This is a genomic window from Cytobacillus sp. Hm23 (assembly GCF_051842895.1).
Lineage (GTDB): Bacteria > Bacillota > Bacilli > Bacillales > SM2101 > Nanhaiella.
This window is the reverse complement of the sequence record NZ_JBPXRQ010000058.1, coordinates 1-23,708: the sequence shown is the minus strand read 5'-3', so window position 1 is coordinate 23,708 and position 23,708 is coordinate 1. Positions and strand designations below refer to the sequence as shown.

The window sequence follows — 23,708 nt, the reverse complement described above, 5'->3', positions numbered from 1 at the left end:
CAAAATGAGGTTAATGCGTGAGGCATTACAAAACCTTAGAGTAGTATTAAACAAGTCTAAATATTTAGATGATAGGTGGAGAGCCGTATACATTGAGAGGTGTACGTACGGTTCGGAGGGGAGCGTTTGGAAACCTATCGTAGAAATACGACAAGGCGCTGGGCGCTTACCCTACTACTAATTAGATGTTATTCCACAATATTGACGCCTATCTGGAAAAGGGCGTCTTTATTTATTGAAAGGGCCATGTTTTTGAATAAGCGAAAGATTAAAGAAACTAGTTATTATGAAAGTATGTTATAACATTTTGGAGTGTAAATTCTTTTAATAAATAGAAAGTTTTTGTATAATTCAAATATTCTTATCTATGTTTTTGGTATTGAGTGATATGCCACATAGTTTTTAAAGGAGAACAGAGTAATTTTCTTATATATTCAGTGAAAGAGATATAATATGTCTATTCCGGTAAACACATCTATTCGTATTTATTTAAGAAAGTTAGAAAAGGGGATGGTTGATCATTATGGAATATCCAATATCAATAGAAGTGAATGGGTTAACATTACGAGGGATGGCTCACAAACCATTAGTGGACAGTCAATCAGTATATCCTATTGTTATTCTGTTTCATGGGATTACTGGTTCTAAAATAGATGACAATTTTCTGTTTGTACGATTTTCACGAGAATTGATGAAGCACGGTATAGGAAGCGTTCGATTCGATTTTTCTGGTTCTGGTGAAAGTGATGGAGCTTTTGCAGAGATGACATTTAGCGGTGAGATACTTGAAGGGTTAGAAATTGTAGATAGGGTTAAAAAAATAGATTGGGTAGATCCATCAAAAATCATGCTTACGGGACATAGTATGGGTGGTGCTATAGCTACACAAGTGGCAAAAGAAATTCCTCATGAAATACATAAAGTTTGTTTATGGTGTCCAGCTGGGAACATGGTTGGTAAAGCGAAAGCATACTTTGAACAATACCCAAAATTACCAAACGGAAATGTTGATTTAGAAGGACTTGAGCTTGGTCTAATTTTTTTTCAGGATCTAAAGAATCGTAATTTATATAATGGGATTACTTCCTATAAGGGACCTTTAATGATTATTCACGGGACAAATGATCAAATTGTTCCACCTGAATATGGACAAAAATATTACGATACCTATCAAGACAATGATGTCAAAATTCATTTTATACAAGGTGCCAACCATGTTTTCTCAAAGTTAAGCTGGCTTGATGAACTATTTAAGCAAAGTACTCATTTTTTAAAAGATGACTTTTAAGAATTACGAGGAAAAGGATATTCAAAAGAAGCCTTAAATGGTTTTTTAAGGAAGACTTTTAAAAACGACACAATCAGAATAGATGCAGAAGTATGAGTATAACAAGTTAGTTTCACAAGCTTTTTGTATGATTATGGATCAGTTTCTGAAACTACTTTACAATAGCTTTATTTATTATCAAAGTATAAATATATATGAAACTATATACTGATCAAGATTAGTCCCCTTCACACCCATCAATTTTTAAGTTATCAAGAAAAACAGCACTATCGAATGTTGCATCTCCACCGTCTGCAATGAGAAATGATATTGTAATAGTTTCACACCTAAAATGCGACAAGTCAATAGAAGAGGTCATAACATTTGATGTAACAGCATTATATGTTACATCATTAGGGATTGGAAATGGAGGAGAAGGATTTTCACTAGTACCTGTAGGTGCATTTGAAAAAGGAGCGGCACTGATGTCGTTAATTTCCGATCCATCAGGTAATCTCGCAATATTTTTTGTGCTTGTAGAGGTTGTTACATTAGCCTGAAAAATGTCAAGAAAGTCTAGAATCAGATTCGGATTTTCTTCTGTAGCAAATTTCCAATCAAAAGATAGTGACCCTGGTCTTTTTGGTAACTTAAAAACAAATGCAACGATAAAAATATCGAAGTTATTCCCTATAATTATACCTTCAGTATCAGTTGAAACAAATGTAGGTGCAACTCCTGGTGCTTGCTTAGCAATTCCGTTACTTAATAAGACAAATTTTTTTCCGTTTGTGGGAAATCTCTGTAGTGGTTTTGAAAAAATCGCAGCCTGTTCTGGTTGACCAATGATAAGAATTGACTAGACTCCTTTTTCTAGTAGAGCGTGATATCATTGCTTTTGCTAGATCATTAGCTGAAGGATTAGAAGATTTCTTTGTCATACATGTCACCTCCTTATTAGTAATATATGTATTTATTATTATTCTTCTTGTACATTTGAGGAACTAGATCAGGGAAAAGAAAAAGTAATGTTTATTAATCATTTTTAAAAAAGGTGGAGACATGGGGAATGGGAAGTATAAATACAAGCCTGTTGTTAAAAACATCCACTACCCAAAAGGTATTATGCAAAGACGGGCAAAACAAGGTTTAGAAAATCTTAAAGATATTATGGAAAAGTTGTAGTGGAGAGAGCAAATAAAAACTGTACAAGTATATTTTACCAATAGTTTTGGCTGACGCCACCGACATTCATCTCACACCTACTCATTGGGCTTCGCCCTTCTCATTCCTTGAGGTGAGAGTCTTCTGCCGGAAAAAGATAAAATATCCATTTTATTGTTTTATATGAACAGTTACAATATACATTCGTTTTGTCTAGTAAATATGTTGGGTATTGTGGTTATTAAACAAAATGAAAGTACCTCACAACTAAAAGTGAGGTACTTTATAAGACTCTTGAAGATCAATAATTACCATTATCGGGATCATCAGGTGGGCAGATTTTATTTGGAGAGATGTATGAATCATAACTTCGAACTGGATATGGGTCGCAGTTATCACCACCGCCACCAGTGCCACCACCACCAGTACCACCGCCACCAGTACCACCGCCATCATCAGGAGGAGGAGGTGGTGGATAATCTGCGCTAGTTGTACCTAATCCCATCCCGAAAATTAATGTAAAGGCTGCAACAAACATCATTAGTTTTTTCTTCACATAAACACTCCTTTAACAGAATTGTCAGAACATTTAAATTATAGCAATTGATAATTATACTGTCTATATTTTTTACAAAAATTTCTATTTATTATTTATTGTCATCAAAATGTAATTAATATAACAAATAAAAATTTATTGTAAACACAAGTGATAAAGACGTTACTAAGGACTGAAAAATAGTCCTTTTTGTTTTGAATTAAGAATACCCAACAATTAATTTGTATACATATAAAACCTTTTATATTAGTGTGTTTACATAGTACACATAATAATTTAATACTTAAGTCACCATCATAAATGACTTAAGCCACTTATTTAATGATCTGAATATTCTTATAATAAATATAAGAAAACACTAATAATGTATAAAGGAGGAAAATAAATGCGTAAGATTGTCGCGCTTGTAGCAACGCTTGGTCTTTTATTTTCTGCTAATGGAGTTTCAGCTGCGGTGAATAATGACGGAATATTTACACCTGATTGTCATCATGAAGTTGAGAGATGCTTTCCAGAATAGATTAAATAACTTTGAGGTGGAATTTAGATTTACGTCAAACGGTATAGTTAGAAGTATCACCTTGATGAAAAATAGAAGTAGCGAGCAGCAATCTATTATATTGAATGCTGTGACTCAGATAGAAGTAGAATGTATTGATTCTGGTGGAGTTGAATGCAATTATGGTTTTTTCGCAAACGTCACAGAAAGGTGTAAAAGAACAGGTGATGAATGTGATTGCCCAGTTCTTATTGGAGAAACCTTTGAATCTAATGACCTTGCGCAAGGTGAAACGAAAGTGATTTATAGCGGACCACCTCGAGGTTTTACTGGTACTCTAGATATAGATGATGGTAATGAGGTGGAATTTAGATTTACGTCAAACGGTGTAGTTAGAACCATAACCTTGGTAAATAATACAAGTAGTGAGGAGCAATCTATTATATTGAATAATGTGACCCAGATAGAAGTAGAATGTATTGACGCTGGTGGATTTGAATGCGACTATGATTTTGACGCAAGCGTCACAGAAAGGTGTAAGACGATTTCACATCAATATAACTGACGCGGCCAACTTTTCTATATCCTGTGTTAATTACAGTCGAAGTAGGAACCTTGCAGGGAGTATTAATTTTAATTAAAATACTAGTAATCTCAATGATTATTGAGGTTACTAAGGGCTGAAAACAGCTCTTTTTTCATTTGTAATGTGAAATGTTAAATTTACAATAAAAGCTACATTTTATTAACATGAAAAATTCAAAAATTGATGAAGATATAATAAAAGATAGATTTTATAGTAATAAGTCCTACTTTAACATCGGGCTATATGCTCTTCTTCATTCCACAAATATTACACTCACGTATGAAAACATAATCCTTTACAGAACTTTTAAAACTGGTAGAGTCACAGTTGTCGCAGTGGCTACTAGCTTTCTGGATATTCTTTGTAGTTGTACACTTTATTTAAGTCTAGTTCTGAGCTACCTGTCATATTACACCTCAACTCAAAATGAATTTAACTAATTTATAATAACAGATTATAAATTAGTTAAAATGAAATGATTGGGGTGACAAAATAGTTGGAGAAGTAAAACGGATGAATCAACCTTTTAAAAAACAGTTACATTCATAGCGCGAGTCCGAACAAACGCATCTCTGACATCGCCTTGCATTTCAGTCGCAGAAGCCATCAGAAATATAGTATCGGCAGTTAAACAATTCATACCAAAAGTAAAGTTAGGCGCTGTACTGTGTTCAACTTGGAAATCCGATGCAAGTTGTACGCCACTAACGGTATCTGCGAAAATCGGAGAGATTTGAGTTTTGTTGCCTTCTAGCATTGCAGCTAAGCGATAATTTAGGACGAATTTGTAAGAGGCGGGTTGAGGAGGTAGAGTTTCGTCTGCTTCGGGTAATTCACCTATAAAAAAATTTGACTGGAAACTACCATCGATTTTCATTTGTCGACCTTGAACATGTTCAGGTAAATTTAATTCTAAAAGGGCTACCTCAGTTCCATCGCCGGGTAATAATATTGACCGTTCTTCTTGAACGGCAAACAGTTGTGTAACGCTTTTGGTCATCATACTATCCTCCATTTCAAATTTTAGGCGAAAATTCCACCGACACTTGAATGCTATGTATGATATAGCTATTCCTATACCAAATATTTGAAAACAATTATGTATGAAGCTAATAAAATAATTGTAGGACAGTAGTATGTAGATTCTCTTGTTTTCTCTTTTTATCAACCCCAGACAGAAGACCTCTACTTCAAACCAAAACAATGCGAAGCGAGTGAAGGTTAAGTGGGGGGGAGTTCAATAGTTCTGTATACTTTAAAAAAATAAATTGTATCCAGCATCATGTTTAATTACAACCAACACAAGATGGATAACTACAAAATCATCTCTAAGCAGTTTGTCCAAGCATTTATTATTTAATTGAATAAAATATTCTTAGATTCCTTTTAAAATTGAGGAATGGATATAATATTTTGGAGGTGAGTATATTGTCTGTATGTATTGATACAACTCTACCTGATTTCCTTTTAGCTAATCAACAATATTCCTATCAATCATGTGATCTTTCAACAGAACCTGATACTGGTACCGAAGTGAGAACATTAATTTCATTAGGTAACCCAAAGCAAGTAGGACAATTCGAGGTTAAAGTGTTGGTTAATGATACATTTGTTGAAGTAGATTTTGATGAAAACGGTGTGTTTTTATCTAACCCAGCGATTCTTGATAATAAATGTAGTCAGTTTCTCATTACATTTTTTGAAGAAGATAATTATAGATTTCAAGTGACGGTTTTTAGAATATCAGATGGGAAAGAGCTTGCGGAAGAAGTTACAAATATCAAAGTAGTAGATTGTTAAAATGGAATATTTTCAAGAACGTTGAAAGATAAAACAGTTTATTTAATGAAGAAAAAAAGCCCTAGATTATTTGAATCTAGGGCAAAAAAGAAGGGGAAAAACTTATGAAAAATCATCATATTAATTATTGACCATATGTAAGCTGGTTAAACATGCTTTTTTAATCCTCAGATAAACTACCTACCTATGACCGATTAAGTGCTTTTCACATTTCTCATCTATTCGATATAGAATTCCCTTAACAATCCAGATCTCATCATAATTATCTAGCTCGTATAATTTGAAGCCATCTATTTCTCCAGTTTGTGTAAATCTCCTCGTTTTCTTCATTTGTCTCACCTACTAGATTGAGAAGTATCAATATAATAAGCTTAGCAGATTTTACGCTAAAATCTGCATTTTATTGTCATTACAATTATGTAATAAAAAGTTGCAATTGGTACATGTATCATATCCATTTTCCTTTATTTTATCAATACACTGATTTGTCGCTCTTAGAAATGAACTATTTAATGTTCGTCCTATCATAGTAGTTTTATTGTTGCGTAATGTGTGATACATACTTTCTTCTCGATTGCTACCTAGTAGCAACTCAGAATTATAAATAATAGGTACTGTTATCAAGATGTCAAATTACCTATAGAACATATACAAAAAGAAATAACATCCTCACTTAATGTGTTAAGTTTGTGGTAGAGACTATCAAATAATATCCTCGTCAGGAAACCCTCTCGACCGGCCTAAGTATGGTGTGGCAAGGTTAGGTTCTTCAGCAAGTGCCCATACTACCATCATACACATCCAGCATACCATGGTCATTGTAAATAAATAGGTATTGATATGCTTTGCATCCTTAAAAATATATAGTACATACTATATATAATTGTTAGTACTGCTTGGACTAGTAACCATACAGATTGCTCATTTTCTGTAATTTATGTGATTCTTCTAATCATAAAAGGCTCTTTTCGTAAACATTGTTGCTTTCCTGCCAAGAAAGCTTGAACTTGGCTTTCTCCTTTTGCGACATCGAGGCCAATCACTGGATCCATACGGTATCACATCTCCTTTTAGTAGATTTGTCGGTAGCCTCTGTCTATTTGGTAGTGTCATAGCTTCGCTTGTTATACAGGGGTCATTGCCCACCCAGCCTCAAACATGTTTCTACAAATAGGGAGTGGACAGTATTGTGGACGGGATCAAGTCCCACTGGCGAATACGTCCTACCCCTATTACCTAAAGAATAGCCTATGAAAAGATTTCCAACCAGATAAAATATCAATCTGGATGACCTTATAATACGATATGGCGCATATCTGAAATATAGATATGTGCCATTATTTATTTTATGGCCATATTGTAGAATAACAAGTTTTTTTGATTAATCATTTAGTAGGTTATAACTTGCAGGAACTGGCTTAATTAGCTGCCTCAGACTATATAAAAACATATTAAATCCCATTTCCGTTATAGGAGGGGGATTTTTTAAGTTCTAGTTCTATACGCAGGATAAGTATTCATCATGGTATATAGGAATAAGCTAAGATCTTCTGGATGAAACAATGAATGATTTTAGCTTATTAGACTTATTTTGTATAGTGGTTACTTAAAAACTAGTGACAAATAACAATAATCTTCAGTCCAAAAATTTGAATGTCAATAGTTGTATCTATAACGTTTATAATCTGCCCTATAATTTCATCTTTAGGTGGATCATTATCTGTAATGCTTAATCTTCTCTAGGGGGGCTTTAGATACAACTCAAAAATAGGAATAGTGTAATCAACTGCTAATTATGTAAGCAATTTTTCCATCTGGGGAGAATTCTACAACTCTTGGAAGGTCTCTGACTGCAATAGTTGCAACAATGCTGTGAGTTTTGACATCAATAACTGAAACTGAGCCATTATTAACACCATTAGTAACATAAGCAATTTTTCCATCTGGGGTGAAGTCTACAACACTTGAAATGTTTCCAATTGCAATAGTTGCAACAATGCTGTGAGTTTTGACATCAATAACTAAAACTGAACCATTACTGACATTATTAATAACATAAGCAATTTTTCCATTTGGCGTGAAGACTATATCAAATAGATTACCGCCACCGACTAGAACAGTAGAAATCACGTTATGAGTTTTTACGTCAATAACTGAAACTGAATCATTATTTGCTATATAAGCAATTTTTCCATCAGGTGTAAAAGAAAGAGCGTCTGGGCTGCCTCCCACGGGAATTTTCGTTATCAGGCTATGAGTTTTGACATCAATAACGGTGACGGTACCAGGGTTATCGAAGGAATTAGTAACATAAGCAATTTTTCCATCAGGTGTGAAGGCCATATTAAATGGGAATGCTCCAGTAAGAATCATTCCAATGAGAGTATGAGTTTTGACATCAATAACTGATACCGCGCCATTCTGTAGATTATTAACCACATAAGCCAGTTTTCCATCAGGTGTAAAAGCTATATCAGAAAGCCTAAGACCAACCTGTACCGTCCCTATTATGCTGTGAGTTTTGACATCAATAACGGTGACGGTACCAGGATTATCGCGAAAATTAGTAACATAAGCAATTTCTCCATCAAATGTGAAAGTAAGATCAAATGGGCCAAGGCCAACTTGAATAGTAGTTATTAGAATATGAGTTTTGACGTCGATGACTGAAATATTACCGAGAATTTGATTAATTACATAAGCGATTTTTCCATTAGGAGTAAAGATTGACTGTTTAAATGAAGCTTTTCCCATAGGTAAAGTAGCAATTATACTATGAGTTTTGACATCAATCACAGTAGTAGTCAAACCAAATCCACCTCTTCAAAGTAAATGTTATTTCATAGATATGAGTAAATTGTTTGGTTAATTCGCAATTAGAATTGGTGTGAAATATATTTTCTTAAACACAAGAGTAATTCAGTCGATTATCGAAAATTATGTAACCTCCCTTCTCTTGATGACTGGTCAAGAGTAGAGAGGTCGGACTGATAGGAAAACACCTGTAGGATACTATATGCAGGTATGTTCCAAGGAGATTAGATATATGTCTCATATATTTGTAATTAATTATGTAACATCCCTGATCCGATCATATAAATGGAAGAATATCTAGAGGGGAGGCTTAAGTGCAATGATGAGAGTCACCGTACACAATATTTTATTCGGAACTGAAGTATAAGTTATGTGCGTATGTACTAGTCAGATAACTAATTTTATAGAACAAATAAGCATTATGGAAAATAAAAAAATTCCTCCATACTCAGAAGCGAAAGGAGAGTAAAGAGGAATGTCCATAATAGAGCCTTAAAACTCTCCATGTTTGTTCGTAAAAGGAGGAAACAGTAAGAGAGTGATAATTATGGTGTACTTCTATGTTATGTAAGACTTTTAGTTAAGCTTGTATTGATGTGCTAAGACAAATAAATCATTTTTATAAGACTTAATAAACATGGAAACGATTAACAATAAAGCCTCTCTATCCTTGACCGGTGGACGCGGAGGAAGTAGAGAGGCATTATTCGAAAAAAAGGAGATACGACACTATATGTTTATGCAAATATAAAACTGGGAGATTGGATATTTGTCATATAGTGTTTAAAATATGTAACCTCCCTGTTTCGATTAGTAAGGGAGAATGATAGTTATGGGTTTACTTTAATCTTATGTAAAATTATTGAACCTTGCTTGTATTAATGTTCTAGGTCAAATAAATCAAATTTATAGAAGTATAACTCCCACTAACTGAAGCGGAAGGAATAATTGTTAGGGAGTGGGTTTTAAGACGCTTGTACTAATGTGCTAGGTCGGGTTAATCATTTTATTACACTCAATGATAGTTTTGGTTACTAGAGTTCTTAAAAAGCCAACTAAGCAGGTGGGGATGCTGAAACATAAGCTAACTTTCCATCTGGTGTGAAAACTACAAAACCTGGAAAGAAATCAACTTGTATAGTAGCGATAACAGAATGGGTCTTTACATCAATAACAGATACGGATTGGTCTGGACCATTAACAACATAAATGAGTTTACCATCTTGTGTAATATCTAGGTTTAAAGGTGTTTGCCCAACTATTGTATTAGCGATAACAGAATGGGTTTTTGACATTTTAGTTGCATTATATTTGTTAGTCCAACCTTCTATAGCAAATATCCATACATATATAGTAAAAACAATTATAGAAGATGAAAATAATAATGAGGGATAAAGATTGTAAATGTAGAGTCTTTCCACCACCACAAGGACCGCAGGAGCCTCCAGGAAAACCGGGACCACAAGGACCAATGGGAATGCAAGGACCAAACAGGACCACAGGGTAACCCCTTATCTTACGGTGTTTTAAGAGATAATTCTGGCATATTTACGGCATCGAATGGTCAATTTTTCCCACCAATGGGATATAATATTGCAACCCCCTTTAATAATGTTACGCTTAATGGAAAGAAAATGATGACCTTACTGATTACTTTAAGAATATATAATCCTTATTCAACTAACGGGCCAGATAATGGAATAAGACTTTCAAATAAAACCATAATGTTGATTCGTATGGAGATTGTGAAGAAATTTACTTAAATTAACGGGGCAGGATAGTTGAATAAAAAATGTCAGGCTGCAAGGATAAATAAATTAATGTTCTTCCAAATAACGGATACGTTGATCGAGAAAAGATCAACGCACATTTTAAGTCTTCTAATTCAAGTATTTTAAATCAGTTACAGCTTCATAGGGTTTAATAGGTCTTTCTTCTAATATTCTTTGAACGAAATCAGGATTAGCAAGTAAAGGGCGTCCAAATGCAGCTAAATCAATTGTACCTTCTCTAATAGCATTAGAAGCAATTTCTGGATTTAAATTTCCTACACCTATAATGATTCCATCCCAATATTTTCTCACCAGCTGATGAAAGGTCATATCATTAGCAACTTTCTCAGTAAAATCATTTGTTGATGGATGGAGAATTTTGATTCCAACTTCATTAAATAATTGTATAAAAGCCTTTACACTCTCTTCAGGATTGGTCCATCTATAACTTGGGATATCATCTTTAATTTCAGAAAATCTAATGATTGTTTTATCTTTACCCACTTCGTTAATAACTGCATTTAATACTTCCTTCATAAATAACAATCGATTGAATATATCACCCCCATACTTATCAGTCCGTTTATTGGTAACTTCAGAATTGAATTGGTCTATTAAGTAACCATGCGCTCCGTGTATTTCAACTCCATCAAATCCTGCTTTAACTGCATTTCTTGCAGCCGAAGCATAATCTTGAATCACTTTTTTTATATCATTCAAAGACATTTCTTCAGGAGTTTCGTAAGGCTTACGTAATCGATGGACAAGACCATCTGCTTTTACAACTGAGGGTGCTTGAGGAGCGAATCCCCCAGTCAGGTCGTGGTGTGTTAATCTTCCCACATGCCAGAGCTGCGCAACAATTTTTCCTCCTTCCTCATGAACAGCACCAGTTACCTTTTTCCAAGCATTTACTTGGTCTTCTGTATACAACCCTGGCACACCCAATGTTCCTTTGCCCCTAAGAGTTGGATTAATACCCTCTGTTATTATAAGACCTACACCATCTTTGGCGCGTCTTCGGTAGTAAGCAACGATATCCTCACCAACAATGCCAGAAGTATTGTTAGCAAAACTACGTGTCATTGGAGCCATAACAATTTTTGTTCTAAGGTTCCAATTAATGATTTTAATTTGATTTAATAGATCATTTTTTTCCATGTTCATAACTCCTTTATAATGGTATTAACTTCTTGTATAATTTTATATAATGAAAGTAAGTAAATATATAGAAAACTAAAGTTAATATTGGTCCGGTGCTTTTAAATTCATTTATTTTTATATATTTCACTTATAAAATAAAGGTGGTCTTATATATGGATAACTTAGATAAACAAATTCTCCTAGTTCTACAGGAGAAAGGTCGAATTTCGATGACGGAACTGGGAAAAGAGGTAGTATTATCTCAACCAGCAGTTACTGAAAGAGTTCGAAGAATGGAAGAAAAGGGGATCATTGATCATTATAGGGCTATAGTTTTACCTGGAAAAATAAACAAGCCTATAACAGCCTTTGTTTTATTCCAGACCAAAGGGTGTGAAAGTTTTGTGCAATTTTGTAATGAATCAAACGACGTAATCGAATTACATAGGATAAGTGGGCAATATAATTTTTTGGTAAAAGTTGTTACAGAAACTCTTCAAACGCTAGAAGTTGCAATTAATGAGATGGGCACATTCGGAGATTCAACTACATTAATAGTGCTTTCATCACCTATAGAAAATGATAAATTGATTCCCTTAATAAAAAACTAAATCATATTAAACATCGATTAAGGGATAATTTATTGAAATGCTTATTGAAGCAGCAAAGTGTGATCGCTCTTTTAATTGAGGAAGAGGGTTTGTTGATAATGTGGAGGCGGCTATGAGAGATAGAAATTCACTAATAATAATTGAAAATAAAGAGGTTGTCTTAGAAGAATTAGGAGTAGAAGTCAACGTTAACGAGTGCATTTCAGAAGTTGAATTTAACGGAACACAATACTTTTCTCTTTCTCAAATCATTGCTGGAACATTTGGAACTGGGAAAGGTGAAGAATACACTGATGAAAATAGAGATAGAGGAACTTACTTGCCAATGTGGGTAGATATAGAAAGTTTATCGTCTATTGAGGTTAGACCGAAAGAAGTTGCTTTAAAGGTGAAATCCTTACTCATTTAAATGGGGCGTTAATCCAATAAAGGGATAGCGTCCTTTTTATTGAATTCTTTTATTCAACTAAGAATGTGAGTGAGGTAATTAAATTTGAAAATAAGAAAGGCAATACTTAATGATGAAGCCGGAATAGCTCAAGTTCACGTAGATAGTTGGATTTCTACAAGTTCAGGAATAATTCCTACAGAATACTTAGATAAACTAACTTATGAAAATAGGCAAAAATTATGGGAAAAGAACATACTCGAACTTGATGTTTTTGTTGCTGAGAACAATGAGGGTAGAATAATTGGATTTTCAACAGGCAGAACGGAAAGAACCGGAAGGCATAAAGGATTTGATGGTGAACTATCTTCTATTTACTTATTAAAGGAGTACCAAGGTAAAGGTATAGGTAAAAGACTTTTGAATTCTGTAGTAAATACACTGAGAAGCAAGGGAATTAATTCTATGCTTGTACTTGTGTTAGAAGATAATCCTTCTAGATATTTTTATGAGGCAATGGGTGCTCAGATGCTAGATAAGATCGAGTTGGAGATAGGTGGAAAAAAGCTTAATGAAATCGTTTATGGTTGGGACGAAATTAGCAAATTAGCTTGAAAGTTACACTGACCCCCTCTAAGAATACTTATTCAACAATCGGGCACCTTTCTTTAGTAATAAGGCGTCCTTTTGGATTGGGCCATATTCTGGAGTGAAAAAGAAAATTAGACGGTATATCTTGAATTTAAAGTCATGCCATTAAAGGGGTTAGTTGAAAAACAGGATTTGTATTACGGTTTATCGAAAGTCATATTCGGGAGGAATATTTAGATGTTAAACCATGAAAACGAAGAAATGCTAACAGGAGGGAATGTCTCTAACGTTTATCGTTCGGGAGATACTGTACGACGAGAATTAAAGCCAGATAGTCCCAAAATTCAAAAGCTATTAAAGCATTTGGAGAACAAAGGTTTCAGTTATGCACCAAAGTTTTTAGGTATTGATGAAAAAGGTAGAGAGATATTATCATATATTGAAGGAAAAGCTGGTAATTATCCTTTAAAAGAATACATGTGGTCTAATGATGTTTTAAAAGAAATAGCGAAGATGCTCCGTCTTTATCATGATTCTGTGAGTGATTTTTCAATTGAAGAAAGTTGGCAATCAATAGATAACACCCCCCAACCATTTGAGGTACTATGCCATAATGATTTTGCAATATACAACCTTATTTTTAATCATAAAAGACCAGTAGGTATAATTGATTTTGATGTTGCTGGTCCTGGTCCAAGACTTTGGGACATAGCCTATACTCTTTACACTTGCGTCCCCTTAAGTAGAGTTTATCATTCTGAAACAGGTGAGGCAGTTTATTATAATTCATTACAGCATGCCGACCGTATAAAACAAAGAGTTAAATTGTTTTTTGAATCCTACGGTGAGGGAATAGAAGAAGATTATTTGAAGATGGTATTGCTAAGATTAGAAGGGTTATGTAAAACAATTACAAGAAAAGCCAGTGAAGGTGACATTGCTTTTCAAAAGATGATAGATGAAGGGCATCTTGAACATTATCAAAACGATATTAAATTCATTCGTGAACAAGGAAAAGAGTGGACTTAAGGGTAGGTTATTGTTGAACGGGGCCTTTTCAGGAATAAAAGTGTAGCCAAAATACAATAAAACGATCTTCAGCAATCGGGCCAGATTGTGGAAGATCAACCTTTGTATAAACAGGTACAATTTTACCTATTTCCTTATAAGTTATATATTTACTTCAAAGAATCTCTTTCAGCACAATTAGATTGATTAATTAAATAATGTAAGTTTGGGTGTATTTTCATGATTATTCGGAATGATTGATATCATTCTACGGAATTTAACCAGTAATATAGTTTTTATTTTCAATCAGGAAGTCTCCTGTAGCTCAAAAAAGAACCCTTTATCAAAAGGATTCTTCCCTGAAGTATTCTTTACTTTAACTTATCTACTTTATCGGGTATTGCTTTTTTTGTTACTTCCTGATAGGACGTAACTTGTCCATCCTTAACGAACAGAATTAAATAAGCTTTTTCACGAAGTTGTTTATTGATAGAAGTAAAAGTCAGTGTTTTTTGCTTGCCATCTTTATCATAAGCAGGTAACTCATATTCATATTCTATTAGCTCAGGCCATTTGATCTCCTTCCCTTTTCCTTCAATTTGGGTATAGTATTGATCTGTCCCAATTCTGTTTATGTTTCCATATTTAATAAACACCAACCCTCCAATTACAATAGCAACGATAACCGTACGTGATATGGTTATGATTATTTTATTCATATATAATTCTCCTTTTCATTTTTATTTCGTAACTTTTGTAGTAGGTATTTACAGGTAAGAGATAATACACGATGTAAATACAAGTATAAAATCCTATAAACCATAATGCTGCTCTTATAACCTTTTTGTAATAAAGAGCAGATAACAAGCCAAGATTGAAAACAAGGCTGTATATAATATCAAAACGATAATCATTGGTATCCAAACCTCAGTTCCAAACAAAAACCATTCTGATTAAACGCCGAAATTACTATGAAGTATGTCTTATACCAAAACTATACATTTTCTACTTGAGTTCCTTTGACTTACCTTATCTATAGGAGATAGCACATTAAGTAAAGTTGTTTTTCCTGGATCCAAGGGTCCATAATATTAGCGAATTCGCCTTCTTCGATATATAGATCTATTCCTTTTAAAACTTCTCGTTTATGAAATCTATTATCATAGCTCTTGTGGATATTATTTGCCTCTAAAATATTCATGAAGTCACTTCCTTCTTGTAAGTTATATTTTAATTATAAAAGCCTATCGAAGTCATTTCCTTCGATTATCCTAACAAAATAAAAAAGGCACGTGACATTATTGTCACATGCCAAAGAATAGCCTATAAAAAGAAGGTCAACCAGATAAAATATCAATCTGGATGACCTTATAATACGATATGGCGCGTTTCTTAATAAAGGTTTTTATATAGAGACATTTTGTGTAAAACTATTAATTAATATGCGGGGGTTATAAAAGAAGCGATTTATAGAAATTTAACTTGGTAATTATTCTGACTTAAAGCAGTAGGATGAACTTTTTCTCTCGTTCCATGATGACTGAACTTTATAGTCTGTCAATTTTTTGAACATTTAAATGTAAATTTCAGAAATAGTGTAAACTTAATTTTACATTGATTACACTGTTTTTCTATAGTGGCATTCAAGAATATTTTTTTTACAACTATAGTATTTTGATTATTCAAAAAAATCACAACTTGGCACATGATTTGCATTAATATTCACATAAAGAAATTATTATAGATTTATAAAAGGGGGGAAATAAACAATATGTTAACCTTGTTACTGAATAAACTAACAAAAACGTTTTTCTGTTAAGCCGATTGTCTTGTTTTAAAACCTCTCTTTGAATCTATCTTATCAATTTTCACCGCAATTCTACTATTCTTATTCTTTACATAGAACCTTGCCTATATTATGCACTGAGTATACAGCATTTTATCTTTTGTAAACATAGTAAAAAAATTAGTGTTTATTTAGTTTAATCCTTATTTCACAAACGTATAATTACAAAACAGAATATTAGGAGGACTAAATTATTGAAAAAATTAAATAAGAAAGTATTAAAAAAGGTAGGTAGCTCATTTCTCATAGCCAGCTTGTTACTTCCTGTAGGATATAATGCTTATGCACAAGAGCAAAGTAAAGCAAATTATGATCAGATGAGTGAGCGTGGTTTCGAGACTAAACAATTATTTGAAAAAGCAGTGGAAAGTAAAAAAACAGTACATGTTAAGAATACAGATGTTTTAGACCGGATTCGTCCAGATGTCCCTATATTTGAAAGCCAGAATGACAATGGTAGTTTTATCATTTCTGCAGCATCGTCATATTCGTTTTATGATTTAAATAGAATGAGTGATGCTGAATTAGTAGATACTTTAGTCTCAATGGAATCAATTGATGATATTGCAGATTTTTGGAGCTATAGCATGGATGTAGTGGATTTCTATGGAGATCAACAGCGTATTCGCTATTTATTAGATGAGATTGAATACTTAGGGTCTCGATACACTGCAAATGATGATAGAGGACTCGCTATTTTAATAGAAGTGGTGAATAAAGGATTTCTTTATGAGTTTGATTATCAGGACCCTGAGATGGCTTATATGAGTGACTTTTCATTTAGGGAAGAAGTCACACCTGCAATTGTTTCTGTTATGAGAAATAGCAATTTTGCATTAGGAACAGCTACTCAAGATGCTGTTGTATCGAAAACTGGATTTTTTATCAGCCATGCAACGGTTGATCTCGCTTTTTATGAGGAAGCGCTCCCTATTTTCCAAGATTATAATTCTAGAGTAAACACATATATAGAAGAAACATCAAAAAATTCCGCATTTTATGGTTTAATTAGTGGACTAGAATACGTTCAATACTGGACTTATCGTAACGGTCCATACAATTCTGAGAATGAAGTACCTTGGTATGGACAAATTGATTATTTCTTTAGTGAAATAGCAGAGATCATAACATTTAGTCAATTTGAGGGGACGGAACATGAGTGGCTAGTAGATAATGCCGTTTGGTTCATAAGTGAAGAAGGAAGATTTCATAGTAATAATAATTTTGTATTGGACACATTTGAACGTGCACTCAATGACTATCCGTATTTCGGTATGATCTATATAGCCTTAGCGAAGAAAATTTCAGATATAGGTGGAAGCATTAATTATGATCGAGTTGTTAGAGATTATGAAGATCATTACTATGGAAATGAGTATGTCTTTGATGATGGGGAATTTGTCATTAAAGCAGGGGATAGAGTAACACAAGAAGAAATTGAAAGAATTTATTGGGCTGCTAAGGAAGAAAAGGCTCAATTCCATCGCTATTATGGAGTAGATGAACCAGTTGAACTGGGGAATGCAGATGATGTTCTTACAGCGATTATTTATAATGACCGTGACGAATACGATATAAATCGATATCTTAACAATGTTGATACGAATAATGGCGGGATTTACATTGAATCATGGGGAACTTTTTTTACCTGGGATCGAGAAGTACCAACCGATAGTATTTATGAACTTGAGGAGTTATTCCGTCACGAGTACTTCCATTATCTACAAAGTAGATATTTAATACCAGGATTGTGGGGAAGTACTCCTCTATACGATTGGAATCGATTGGTTTGGGTGGAAGAAGGAGGAGGTGAATTCTTTGCTGGAGCAACAAGAACTGGAATTGACACTAGATCAACCAAAATTAGAAATATTCATTCAGACCCTAGGGATCGCTATACGCTAGATGAGGTATTACATGGAACATATGGTTCTTGGGATATTTATGACTATTCATATGCTTTCTATGATTTTATTGCGAAAAAGCACATGGATATATTTGATCGAGTTCTTGAGCTTTTACAAGTAGAGGATGGTTCAGGCTTCGATCGATACATGGATGAATTGTCTCGTGATACAACTTTAGAAACAGAATACCAAGCTCATTTAGACGAGCTAGTCAGGGATGGAGGCCGGGTGGTTCTTGTTGGAGATGACTATACGGCGAACCATACAGATCGAAATTTGAGTACGATTGAGAATGATATTTTAAATGAAATTCCATTATACAATATATTGAATAGGCAAAATAGATCCGATCTTTTGAATACCTATTCGGTGGAGGGTACGTATGAAGGGGGAAGATCAAACGGCTGGAGTAGTGACAAGGAGGCAATGAATACCATTGTAAACGATGTGCTGGGAAGCTTAGACACAAGGTGGAGTGGTTATAGAACTGTAACAGCTTACTTTGTGAATCATCGTGTAAATTCAAGTGGAAATTATGAATTCGATGTGGTGTTCCATGGTTTATTGCCAGGTGGAGCAGTTATAGGAACTCCACCAACAGCGTTCCTTGAGAGTCCAAGTTCTCCTGTAGATGTGAATGAAAATGTTCAATTTTATGGAGATCGATCCTCTGATTCTGATGGAACAATTGTATCCTATACATGGAATTTCAGTGACGGAACAACGAGTAATGAAGTAAACCCTACTCATGTATTTACTTCTGCTGGTGAGTACAATGTAACGTTAACCGTAGAGGATGATGACGGTTTAACGGATAGAGATAGTGTCACCATTACCGTTGGAGATGGTGGTGTTATTATACCACCAAGGGACTTTGAATCAGAACCCAACGACCGACAATCCGAAGCGAATCAACTTGTTGATCAAATTAGTGGAACGTTAGATTACGCGTCAGGTGATCACACAGATTGGTTCTATATCGATGTTGATACAGCAGGAGATGTAACTGTTGACGTAACAAGTGTTGGTGGAGAAATAAATGTAGTTGTTGAGGATGAGGTTGGAAATGTCATAGCAAGACCATTAACTGATGGTATCTTTAATGTTCCAGCTGGAAGATACTATGTTATCGCTTATACGTGGAGTGGAGAGCCAACAGTTGAATACACTATTACTGTAAATGGAGCAGGGAATGGCGATGGAGGTACAACAACCCCGGATACAGAGACTGAACCAAACGATCGAAGATCAGACGCTAACTTGCTTGATAGTAGTATAGAAGGCTCTTTAGATTATGATGCAGGTGATAATCAAGATTGGTTCTTCTTTGATATAGATACATCTGGAAATGTTATGATAGATGCAACATCTATTGGAGGAGACTTCAATGTTCAAGTAGAAGATGAGAGTGGAAACCTTGTAGCAAACCTAAGTGATGGTTCATTTAACGCATCTGTAGGAAGATACTATGTCATTGTGTATACATGGTCAGGTCAGCCTGTGGTAGATTATACCTTTCAAATTACAAAGTAATAAGATGCGAGGAGTAGGATGGGAGTGATAGGTTCTCTCATCCTACTCCTCAGCAATATGGCGCAAGAGGCTAGTAAAGACTATCTCGAATTTCCTTATTAAGGAAACACAAGTGATATTGTGGTTACTAAGGCTGAAGAAATTCAGTCTTTTTTGTTCTTTTTGTTCTGATTAAAAGAGAAAAGGTGCCACGAACGCTAGTTGTACTTTCATATCAAACTCCGCCAGTATAGGCAACTTTGGTATAAATGGAATAAAATAGCGAATTTCTAAGGGTGGTCGGCTTCATTCGTGAAAGGGGGTGAGGCGTATGACTGTATACGAGGCATTAATGGTAGCATTGGGATTTTCTTCAGTGATAATCGTACTTGTTGCGTTGTTTGTGCATATGCAGTCGAATAACAACAAATAGACCACCCTTTGTCCTGAACAGATGAGGGCGGTCTATGTCACTTAATAAGCCGATCCACAGAGGGAATCGTTATTGTGTGAGACCGTGAGTGTTGGAGCACTTGCGGTCTTTCTTATTGTATTCAGTTATTGCTTGTCTATGATTAAAATATCATAATTGTTGGGAAATGTACAATTAACATAGACTTCTATACATTTTAGTCACATTATATATTATAGTCCGATTTCTAGTTTACATATAAATCACATTAGATGTTTATCTTTTCTTTATTGAGGGGTTAAAGTTGCTAAAATGGGATGAGATAGAGTAAAATTAGTACCAAGTACTAATACGTACTAATAATAAAAAAGGGGGATTAACATATAAAAGCCGAATGATAGATACCTATCGAAATGCCTGGAGCGTGGGTTGACAAACGGTAATTTGGAAAGGAAGATGTTTACTATGGATAAACGTAGAGTTGTTATTACAGGTTTAGGTGCTGTTACACCTCTTGGGTCATCAGTAGAAGCTACATGGGAAAATATAAAAAATGGTGTATCGGGTATTGGAACTCTTACACGGGTTGCTCCAGATGATTACCCTACTAAAGTAGCAGGTGAAGCAACAGACTTTAATCCGGAAGATTTTATGGAAAAGAAAGATGCCCGAAAAATGGATCGGTTTACCCAATTTGCACTAGCTGCATCCTTGATGGCGGTAAAAGATGCTAGCTTAACAATAACTGATGAAATCGCACCAAGAGTAGGTGTATGGATCGGATCTGGTATAGGTGGTATGGAGACGTTTGAAAATCAATTTGAAACATTTCTAAAACGAGGATATCGTCGCGTTAGTCCGTTTTTTATACCGATGATTATCCCTGATATGGCGGCAGGTCAAGTATCAATTGCTCTTGGTGCCAAAGGGATAACTTCTTGTACTGTTACAGCATGTGCCACTGGGACGAATTCTATCGGTGATGCATTTAAGGCTATCCAACGAGGTGATGTGGATGTTATGGTCTCAGGTGGAGCGGAAGCACCAATAACGAAAATGTCTATGGCAGGATTTTGTGCAAATACTACATTATCAACAAACCCAGATCCAAAAACAGCAAGCCGCCCTTTTGATAAAAATCGAGATGGTTTTGTTATGGGTGAAGGAGCTGGAATCATTGTGTTAGAAGAGCTAGAGTTTGCAAGAGCTAGGGGAGCAAAAATTTATGCAGAAGTAGTCGGCTACGGATCTGCTGGAGATGCTTATCATTTAACTTCCCCTGCACCAGGTGGAGAAGGTAGTGTTCGTGCAATGAGGCAGGCTATTGAGGATGCAAGGCTTACGCCTGAACAAATTAATTATATTAATGCTCATGGTACGAGCACTCAGTACAATGAAAAATTTGAAACAATGGCGATTAAAGAAGTATTTGGTTCACATGTTGAGAAACTCCCAATCAGCTCAACAAAATCAATGACAGGTCACCTACTAGGTGCTACTGGAGGGATAGAAGCAATATTTTCAGCCCTAACGATAAAGGAAGGGATCATTCCACCGACAATTAACTTAGAAACACCTGACCCTGATTGCGACCTTGATTACGTTCCAAATGAAGCAAGAAAGCAAGAAGTGTCTGTAGCGTTAAGTAACTCATCAGGTTTTGGTGGTCACAATGCAGTATTAGTATTTAAAAAATACAAATGAGAAGGCTTAAAAATAGTAAGCAAACAAAATTGGTTATTGTATTGATGACAGTAAGAAGGTAGCGAAATAGGTTTTTCGCTACCTTTTTTTTGATTTAATTTAACTTCTCTTTCACGTTTTCTTTTAATCCTTGTTTACAAAGTTCATCTTGCCCTTCAGTCGTGACGTGGTAGACTCGTCAACTTATGGCTTTCCACAACATGCTACACTCCATAAGGGCAGATAAAAAATCGCTGGATGGCAACAGCGATTTTCTATCTGCCCTTATGGGCGCACAACTTATGTGATATTGTGTTTCAAACCTTTCATTGAACATCACAATCTTGTATGCTGATTTAGGAACATTGTGCTTATTATGATTGAAAAAGTTGTTGAAGTGACTCAATAAATTTGAAATAATTGGTATAAGTAGAAACGGTAGTAGAATTGAAGAAATATTTACTTTTTTGAGGTGAATTGAATGTTTTGGCAATTATTTATTTTACAAATTATCATTTGTTTACCAGGTGTATATTTTATGTTTCAAACTGAAAAAAAATTGATCGATAATGATGATATTACTGATAGGGAACGATTAATTTCTCATTTGATTTTAGTGGTAATATTTAGCGGGATTGGGGCATACACAGTCCCAAAAGTTAATATTTTGCCTACGGATATAGAATTATATAATATTTTAAAATACGGCATTATTCTTGGAGCCACTTGTTCGGTGGGGAATATGTTTTTGTATTATTTCTATTTGAACAAAAAAATTTCACGAAGTGATTATCTTGCAATTGAAAAACATTACCATAACACGGGGATTTTAAGTCGTGTTTTTTATGGAGGGTTTGTTGAAGAAGTTATATTTCGTTGGGGCATAATGAGTTTAGTACTATGGATTTCACATCTATTATTCAAACAGATTGGCATTTTTACTATTTTTTTTGCAATAGGAATTTCTAGTATTCTTTTTGCTTTGGCACATTTACCCTCAATTAAGTTAGTAATTAAAGAGCCGAACCCTTCGATATATGTATATGCAATTTCAGGAAATATTTGGGTGGGGTTTTTAACTGGATATGCTTTTCTAGAGGCGGGTATATTCTCTGCAATAATTGTACATATTTTATTTCATTTATTATGGTATCCAATTCAAAAAATACGAGCAAATCGTAGACTATTTTATGAAACACAATGATTATTTAGTCCATTAGTTAAGAAATAAGCTCATCTTACTATTGGAGAACAAGAAAATGTTATTCAACAAAACCAGCTAATAGTTTGTCAACATTTTTCAATAAAAAACTTTAATTATCCATGTTATACTAAAATTGTCCATGACAAATAACCTTCCGAATATGCAGTTTGGAAGGTTTTTCATTTGGTAGTTAGATATAGTAACTAGGTTATATCTTGGAAGGTTGTTTTGTTTTTTAATAAGGCATAAATCCAATGTAAAAGCTTATTCACACATGCGATAATCGCAACCCTAAATGGTTTACCTTCATCGCGTTTTTTATCATAGAACTCTCGTAGTTTCTTGTTTCGTGCAATGATCTCATCAGTTGTCTTTTGCTTTCTGGAATCACGAATTCCGCACCTGACAGCCATATAAAGAGAGCGTCTTAATCGGCTAGATCCTCGTTTAGTAATTTTGTTTTGAGTAGCTGTAAATCGACCAGAAGAGTAAACACTAGGGTCTATTCCTGCAAATGCAACTAACTTTTTAGGGTGATTAAACCTTTCTATCTCTCCAATTTCTGAGATGATTGTTGCTGCAATTTTTTCTCCGATACCAGGGATAGATTGGATTATCTCATACTCTTTCATTTCTTCAGCGAGGGCATCTATTTCAGCTGCTAACTTTGATAGGTGCTCTTCGTATTGAAGAACGATATTGATTAATATCTTAAGATTAAAAATGTGACTGTCGTACATATTATGTTGAAATGGATTTCTTTCAGCTGCCTCAATAAGTTTTACTGCTTTCTCTTCAGCCCACTTACTTGATCTACTCTTACACTGAGACGAAATGATGCCGACTAGCTCTGAATTAGATACTTTTAATACAGACTCTGATGTAGGGAATGTATTAAGGACATTTAAAGAGATTCTGGAATATAGATCTCCAAAAACACCTCGA

General features: G+C 34.5%; 23 protein-coding genes and 2 pseudogenes. 14 read left to right on the top strand and 11 right to left on the bottom strand.

Annotated elements, in window-relative coordinates:
• Together ACSVDA_RS22820 and ACSVDA_RS22815 are read left to right on the top strand one after the other, a co-directional pair.
• A pseudogene (locus tag ACSVDA_RS22820) lies at positions 1-181 on the top strand (hypothetical protein); the annotation flags it as partial.
• Between the two features lie 342 nt (positions 182-523).
• Positions 524-1,288, top strand: coding sequence for an alpha/beta hydrolase family protein (locus tag ACSVDA_RS22815; protein ID WP_485886428.1), 765 nt, complete (start codon positions 524-526; stop codon positions 1,286-1,288).
• Positions 1,289-1,505: 217 nt separating this feature from the next.
• On the opposite strand, the gene ACSVDA_RS22810 is transcribed toward ACSVDA_RS22815, so the two are convergent.
• Positions 1,506-1,937, bottom strand: a complete 432-nt coding sequence (locus ACSVDA_RS22810) for a choice-of-anchor L domain-containing protein (RefSeq protein WP_485886432.1) — start codon at positions 1,935-1,937, stop codon at positions 1,506-1,508.
• On the opposite strand from ACSVDA_RS22810, the gene ACSVDA_RS22805 reads away from it, so the two are divergent.
• On the top strand, positions 1,831-2,109 hold the full coding sequence (locus tag ACSVDA_RS22805) for a hypothetical protein (protein ID WP_485886426.1): 279 nt from the start codon (positions 1,831-1,833) through the stop codon (positions 2,107-2,109). The two genes, ACSVDA_RS22810 and ACSVDA_RS22805, sit on opposite strands and share 107 nt — an antisense overlap.
• A 623-nt stretch (positions 2,110-2,732) precedes the next feature.
• Here ACSVDA_RS22805 and ACSVDA_RS22800 read toward each other — a convergent pair.
• Positions 2,733-2,987, bottom strand: a complete 255-nt coding sequence (locus ACSVDA_RS22800; protein ID WP_485886424.1) for a hypothetical protein — start codon at positions 2,985-2,987, stop codon at positions 2,733-2,735.
• Between the two features lie 385 nt (positions 2,988-3,372).
• Between ACSVDA_RS22800 and ACSVDA_RS22795 the strand changes: the two genes are divergently transcribed.
• Positions 3,373-3,507 carry a hypothetical protein gene (locus tag ACSVDA_RS22795; RefSeq protein ID WP_485886422.1) on the top strand — a complete coding sequence of 45 codons (135 nt, stop codon included), beginning with the start codon at positions 3,373-3,375 and terminating at the stop codon, positions 3,505-3,507.
• 64 nt (positions 3,508-3,571) lie between these two features.
• Complete coding sequence (locus tag ACSVDA_RS22790; RefSeq protein WP_485886420.1) at positions 3,572-4,051, top strand: hypothetical protein; 480 nt, start codon at positions 3,572-3,574, stop codon at positions 4,049-4,051.
• A gap of 260 nt (positions 4,052-4,311) precedes the next feature.
• On the opposite strand, the gene ACSVDA_RS22785 is transcribed toward ACSVDA_RS22790, so the two are convergent.
• Together ACSVDA_RS22785 and ACSVDA_RS22780 are read right to left on the bottom strand one after the other, a co-directional pair.
• Positions 4,312-4,428, bottom strand: coding sequence for a DUF8096 family protein (locus ACSVDA_RS22785; protein ID WP_485886430.1), 117 nt, complete (start codon positions 4,426-4,428; stop codon positions 4,312-4,314).
• Between the two features lie 170 nt (positions 4,429-4,598).
• Positions 4,599-5,072 (bottom strand): hypothetical protein, encoded by a 474-nt coding sequence (locus tag ACSVDA_RS22780; protein ID WP_485886418.1) that lies wholly within the window; start codon positions 5,070-5,072, stop codon positions 4,599-4,601.
• Between the two features lie 428 nt (positions 5,073-5,500).
• Between ACSVDA_RS22780 and ACSVDA_RS22775 the strand changes: the two genes are divergently transcribed.
• Positions 5,501-5,872, top strand: a complete 372-nt coding sequence (locus ACSVDA_RS22775; protein ID WP_485886416.1) for a hypothetical protein — start codon at positions 5,501-5,503, stop codon at positions 5,870-5,872.
• A 180-nt stretch (positions 5,873-6,052) separates the two neighbouring features.
• Here the strand turns inward: ACSVDA_RS22775 and ACSVDA_RS22770 are convergent, their stop codons facing one another.
• The 4 genes from ACSVDA_RS22770 to ACSVDA_RS22755 all read right to left on the bottom strand — a co-directional run bounded on the left by ACSVDA_RS22770 (position 6,053) and on the right by ACSVDA_RS22755 (position 11,619).
• Positions 6,053-6,202 carry a hypothetical protein gene (locus ACSVDA_RS22770; protein WP_485886414.1) on the bottom strand — a complete coding sequence of 50 codons (150 nt, stop codon included), beginning with the start codon at positions 6,200-6,202 and terminating at the stop codon, positions 6,053-6,055.
• Positions 6,203-7,654: 1,452 nt separating this feature from the next.
• Positions 7,655-8,680, bottom strand: coding sequence for a cytochrome D1 domain-containing protein (locus ACSVDA_RS22765; RefSeq protein ID WP_485886412.1), 1,026 nt, complete (start codon positions 8,678-8,680; stop codon positions 7,655-7,657).
• A gap of 1,061 nt (positions 8,681-9,741) precedes the next feature.
• The gene (locus ACSVDA_RS22760) at positions 9,742-10,107 is read right to left on the bottom strand and encodes a YncE family protein (RefSeq protein ID WP_485886410.1); all 366 of its coding nucleotides are present in this window, start codon (positions 10,105-10,107) and stop codon (positions 9,742-9,744) included.
• Positions 10,108-10,566: 459 nt separating this feature from the next.
• Positions 10,567-11,619: an oxidoreductase gene (locus ACSVDA_RS22755; protein ID WP_485886408.1), complete on the bottom strand. Its 1,053-nt coding sequence runs from the start codon at positions 11,617-11,619 to the stop codon at positions 10,567-10,569.
• Positions 11,620-11,774: 155 nt separating this feature from the next.
• Here ACSVDA_RS22755 and ACSVDA_RS22750 point away from each other — a divergent pair, with 155 nt between their 5' ends.
• The 4 genes from ACSVDA_RS22750 to ACSVDA_RS22735 all read left to right on the top strand — a co-directional run bounded on the left by ACSVDA_RS22750 (position 11,775) and on the right by ACSVDA_RS22735 (position 14,220).
• Positions 11,775-12,212, top strand: coding sequence for an Lrp/AsnC family transcriptional regulator (locus ACSVDA_RS22750; RefSeq protein ID WP_485886406.1), 438 nt, complete (start codon positions 11,775-11,777; stop codon positions 12,210-12,212).
• Between the two features lie 112 nt (positions 12,213-12,324).
• A complete protein-coding gene (locus ACSVDA_RS22745) occupies positions 12,325-12,621 on the top strand; it encodes an NUDIX hydrolase (protein ID WP_485886404.1) in 297 nt (98 codons plus the stop codon).
• 84 nt (positions 12,622-12,705) lie between these two features.
• A complete protein-coding gene (locus ACSVDA_RS22740; RefSeq protein ID WP_485886402.1) occupies positions 12,706-13,215 on the top strand; it encodes a GNAT family N-acetyltransferase in 510 nt (169 codons plus the stop codon).
• 213 nt (positions 13,216-13,428) lie between these two features.
• The gene (locus tag ACSVDA_RS22735) at positions 13,429-14,220 is read left to right on the top strand and encodes a phosphotransferase (RefSeq protein WP_485886400.1); all 792 of its coding nucleotides are present in this window, start codon (positions 13,429-13,431) and stop codon (positions 14,218-14,220) included.
• A 350-nt stretch (positions 14,221-14,570) separates the two neighbouring features.
• Here the strand turns inward: ACSVDA_RS22735 and ACSVDA_RS22730 are convergent, their stop codons facing one another.
• Both ACSVDA_RS22730 and ACSVDA_RS22725 read right to left on the bottom strand, forming a co-directional pair.
• Positions 14,571-14,918 carry a YxeA family protein gene (locus tag ACSVDA_RS22730; protein WP_485886398.1) on the bottom strand — a complete coding sequence of 116 codons (348 nt, stop codon included), beginning with the start codon at positions 14,916-14,918 and terminating at the stop codon, positions 14,571-14,573.
• A gap of 303 nt (positions 14,919-15,221) precedes the next feature.
• Positions 15,222-15,400, bottom strand: a pseudogene (locus ACSVDA_RS22725) (bacitracin ABC transporter ATP-binding protein); the annotation flags it as partial.
• An 839-nt stretch (positions 15,401-16,239) separates the two neighbouring features.
• Here ACSVDA_RS22725 and ACSVDA_RS22720 point away from each other — a divergent pair.
• The 4 genes from ACSVDA_RS22720 (at position 16,240) to ACSVDA_RS22705 (ending at position 22,763) form a co-directional block, all read left to right on the top strand.
• Entirely contained in the window at positions 16,240-19,485 is a 3,246-nt protein-coding gene (locus tag ACSVDA_RS22720; RefSeq protein WP_485886396.1) for a collagenase, read from the top strand.
• Positions 19,486-19,795: 310 nt separating this feature from the next.
• Positions 19,796-19,897: a putative holin-like toxin gene (locus ACSVDA_RS22715; protein ID WP_485886394.1), complete on the top strand. Its 102-nt coding sequence runs from the start codon at positions 19,796-19,798 to the stop codon at positions 19,895-19,897.
• Between the two features lie 444 nt (positions 19,898-20,341).
• Positions 20,342-21,580 (top strand): beta-ketoacyl-ACP synthase II, encoded by a 1,239-nt coding sequence (gene fabF / locus ACSVDA_RS22710; protein ID WP_485886392.1) that lies wholly within the window; start codon positions 20,342-20,344, stop codon positions 21,578-21,580.
• A gap of 460 nt (positions 21,581-22,040) precedes the next feature.
• A complete protein-coding gene (locus ACSVDA_RS22705) occupies positions 22,041-22,763 on the top strand; it encodes a CPBP family intramembrane glutamic endopeptidase (RefSeq protein ID WP_485886390.1) in 723 nt (240 codons plus the stop codon).
• Between the two features lie 203 nt (positions 22,764-22,966).
• Here ACSVDA_RS22705 and ACSVDA_RS22700 read toward each other — a convergent pair.
• Positions 22,967-23,708, bottom strand: a 742-nt coding sequence (locus tag ACSVDA_RS22700; protein ID WP_485886388.1) for an IS110 family RNA-guided transposase, incomplete at its 5' end; no start/stop codon positions are given.

Excerpts from the sequence above, each read along its gene's own strand:
- fabF (WP_485886392.1), top strand. The coding sequence starts at position 20,342 with ATGGATAAACGTAGAGTTGTTATTACAGGTTTAGGTGCTGTTACACCT.
- ACSVDA_RS22795 (WP_485886422.1), top strand. The coding sequence starts at position 3,373 with ATGCGTAAGATTGTCGCGCTTGTAGCAACGCTTGGTCTTTTATTTTCT.
- ACSVDA_RS22805 (WP_485886426.1), top strand. The coding sequence starts at position 1,831 with ATGTCAAGAAAGTCTAGAATCAGATTCGGATTTTCTTCTGTAGCAAAT.
- ACSVDA_RS22790 (WP_485886420.1), top strand. The coding sequence starts at position 3,572 with ATGAAAAATAGAAGTAGCGAGCAGCAATCTATTATATTGAATGCTGTG.
- ACSVDA_RS22770 (WP_485886414.1), bottom strand. The coding sequence starts at position 6,202 with ATGAAGAAAACGAGGAGATTTACACAAACTGGAGAAATAGATGGCTTC.
- ACSVDA_RS22755 (WP_485886408.1), bottom strand. The coding sequence starts at position 11,619 with ATGGAAAAAAATGATCTATTAAATCAAATTAAAATCATTAATTGGAAC.
- ACSVDA_RS22750 (WP_485886406.1), top strand. The coding sequence starts at position 11,775 with ATGGATAACTTAGATAAACAAATTCTCCTAGTTCTACAGGAGAAAGGT.
- ACSVDA_RS22745 (WP_485886404.1), top strand. The coding sequence starts at position 12,325 with ATGAGAGATAGAAATTCACTAATAATAATTGAAAATAAAGAGGTTGTC.
- ACSVDA_RS22815 (WP_485886428.1), top strand. The coding sequence starts at position 524 with ATGGAATATCCAATATCAATAGAAGTGAATGGGTTAACATTACGAGGG.
- ACSVDA_RS22780 (WP_485886418.1), bottom strand. The coding sequence starts at position 5,072 with ATGACCAAAAGCGTTACACAACTGTTTGCCGTTCAAGAAGAACGGTCA.
- ACSVDA_RS22730 (WP_485886398.1), bottom strand. The coding sequence starts at position 14,918 with ATGAATAAAATAATCATAACCATATCACGTACGGTTATCGTTGCTATT.
- ACSVDA_RS22735 (WP_485886400.1), top strand. The coding sequence starts at position 13,429 with ATGTTAAACCATGAAAACGAAGAAATGCTAACAGGAGGGAATGTCTCT.
- ACSVDA_RS22705 (WP_485886390.1), top strand. The coding sequence starts at position 22,041 with ATGTTTTGGCAATTATTTATTTTACAAATTATCATTTGTTTACCAGGT.
- ACSVDA_RS22715 (WP_485886394.1), top strand. The coding sequence starts at position 19,796 with ATGACTGTATACGAGGCATTAATGGTAGCATTGGGATTTTCTTCAGTG.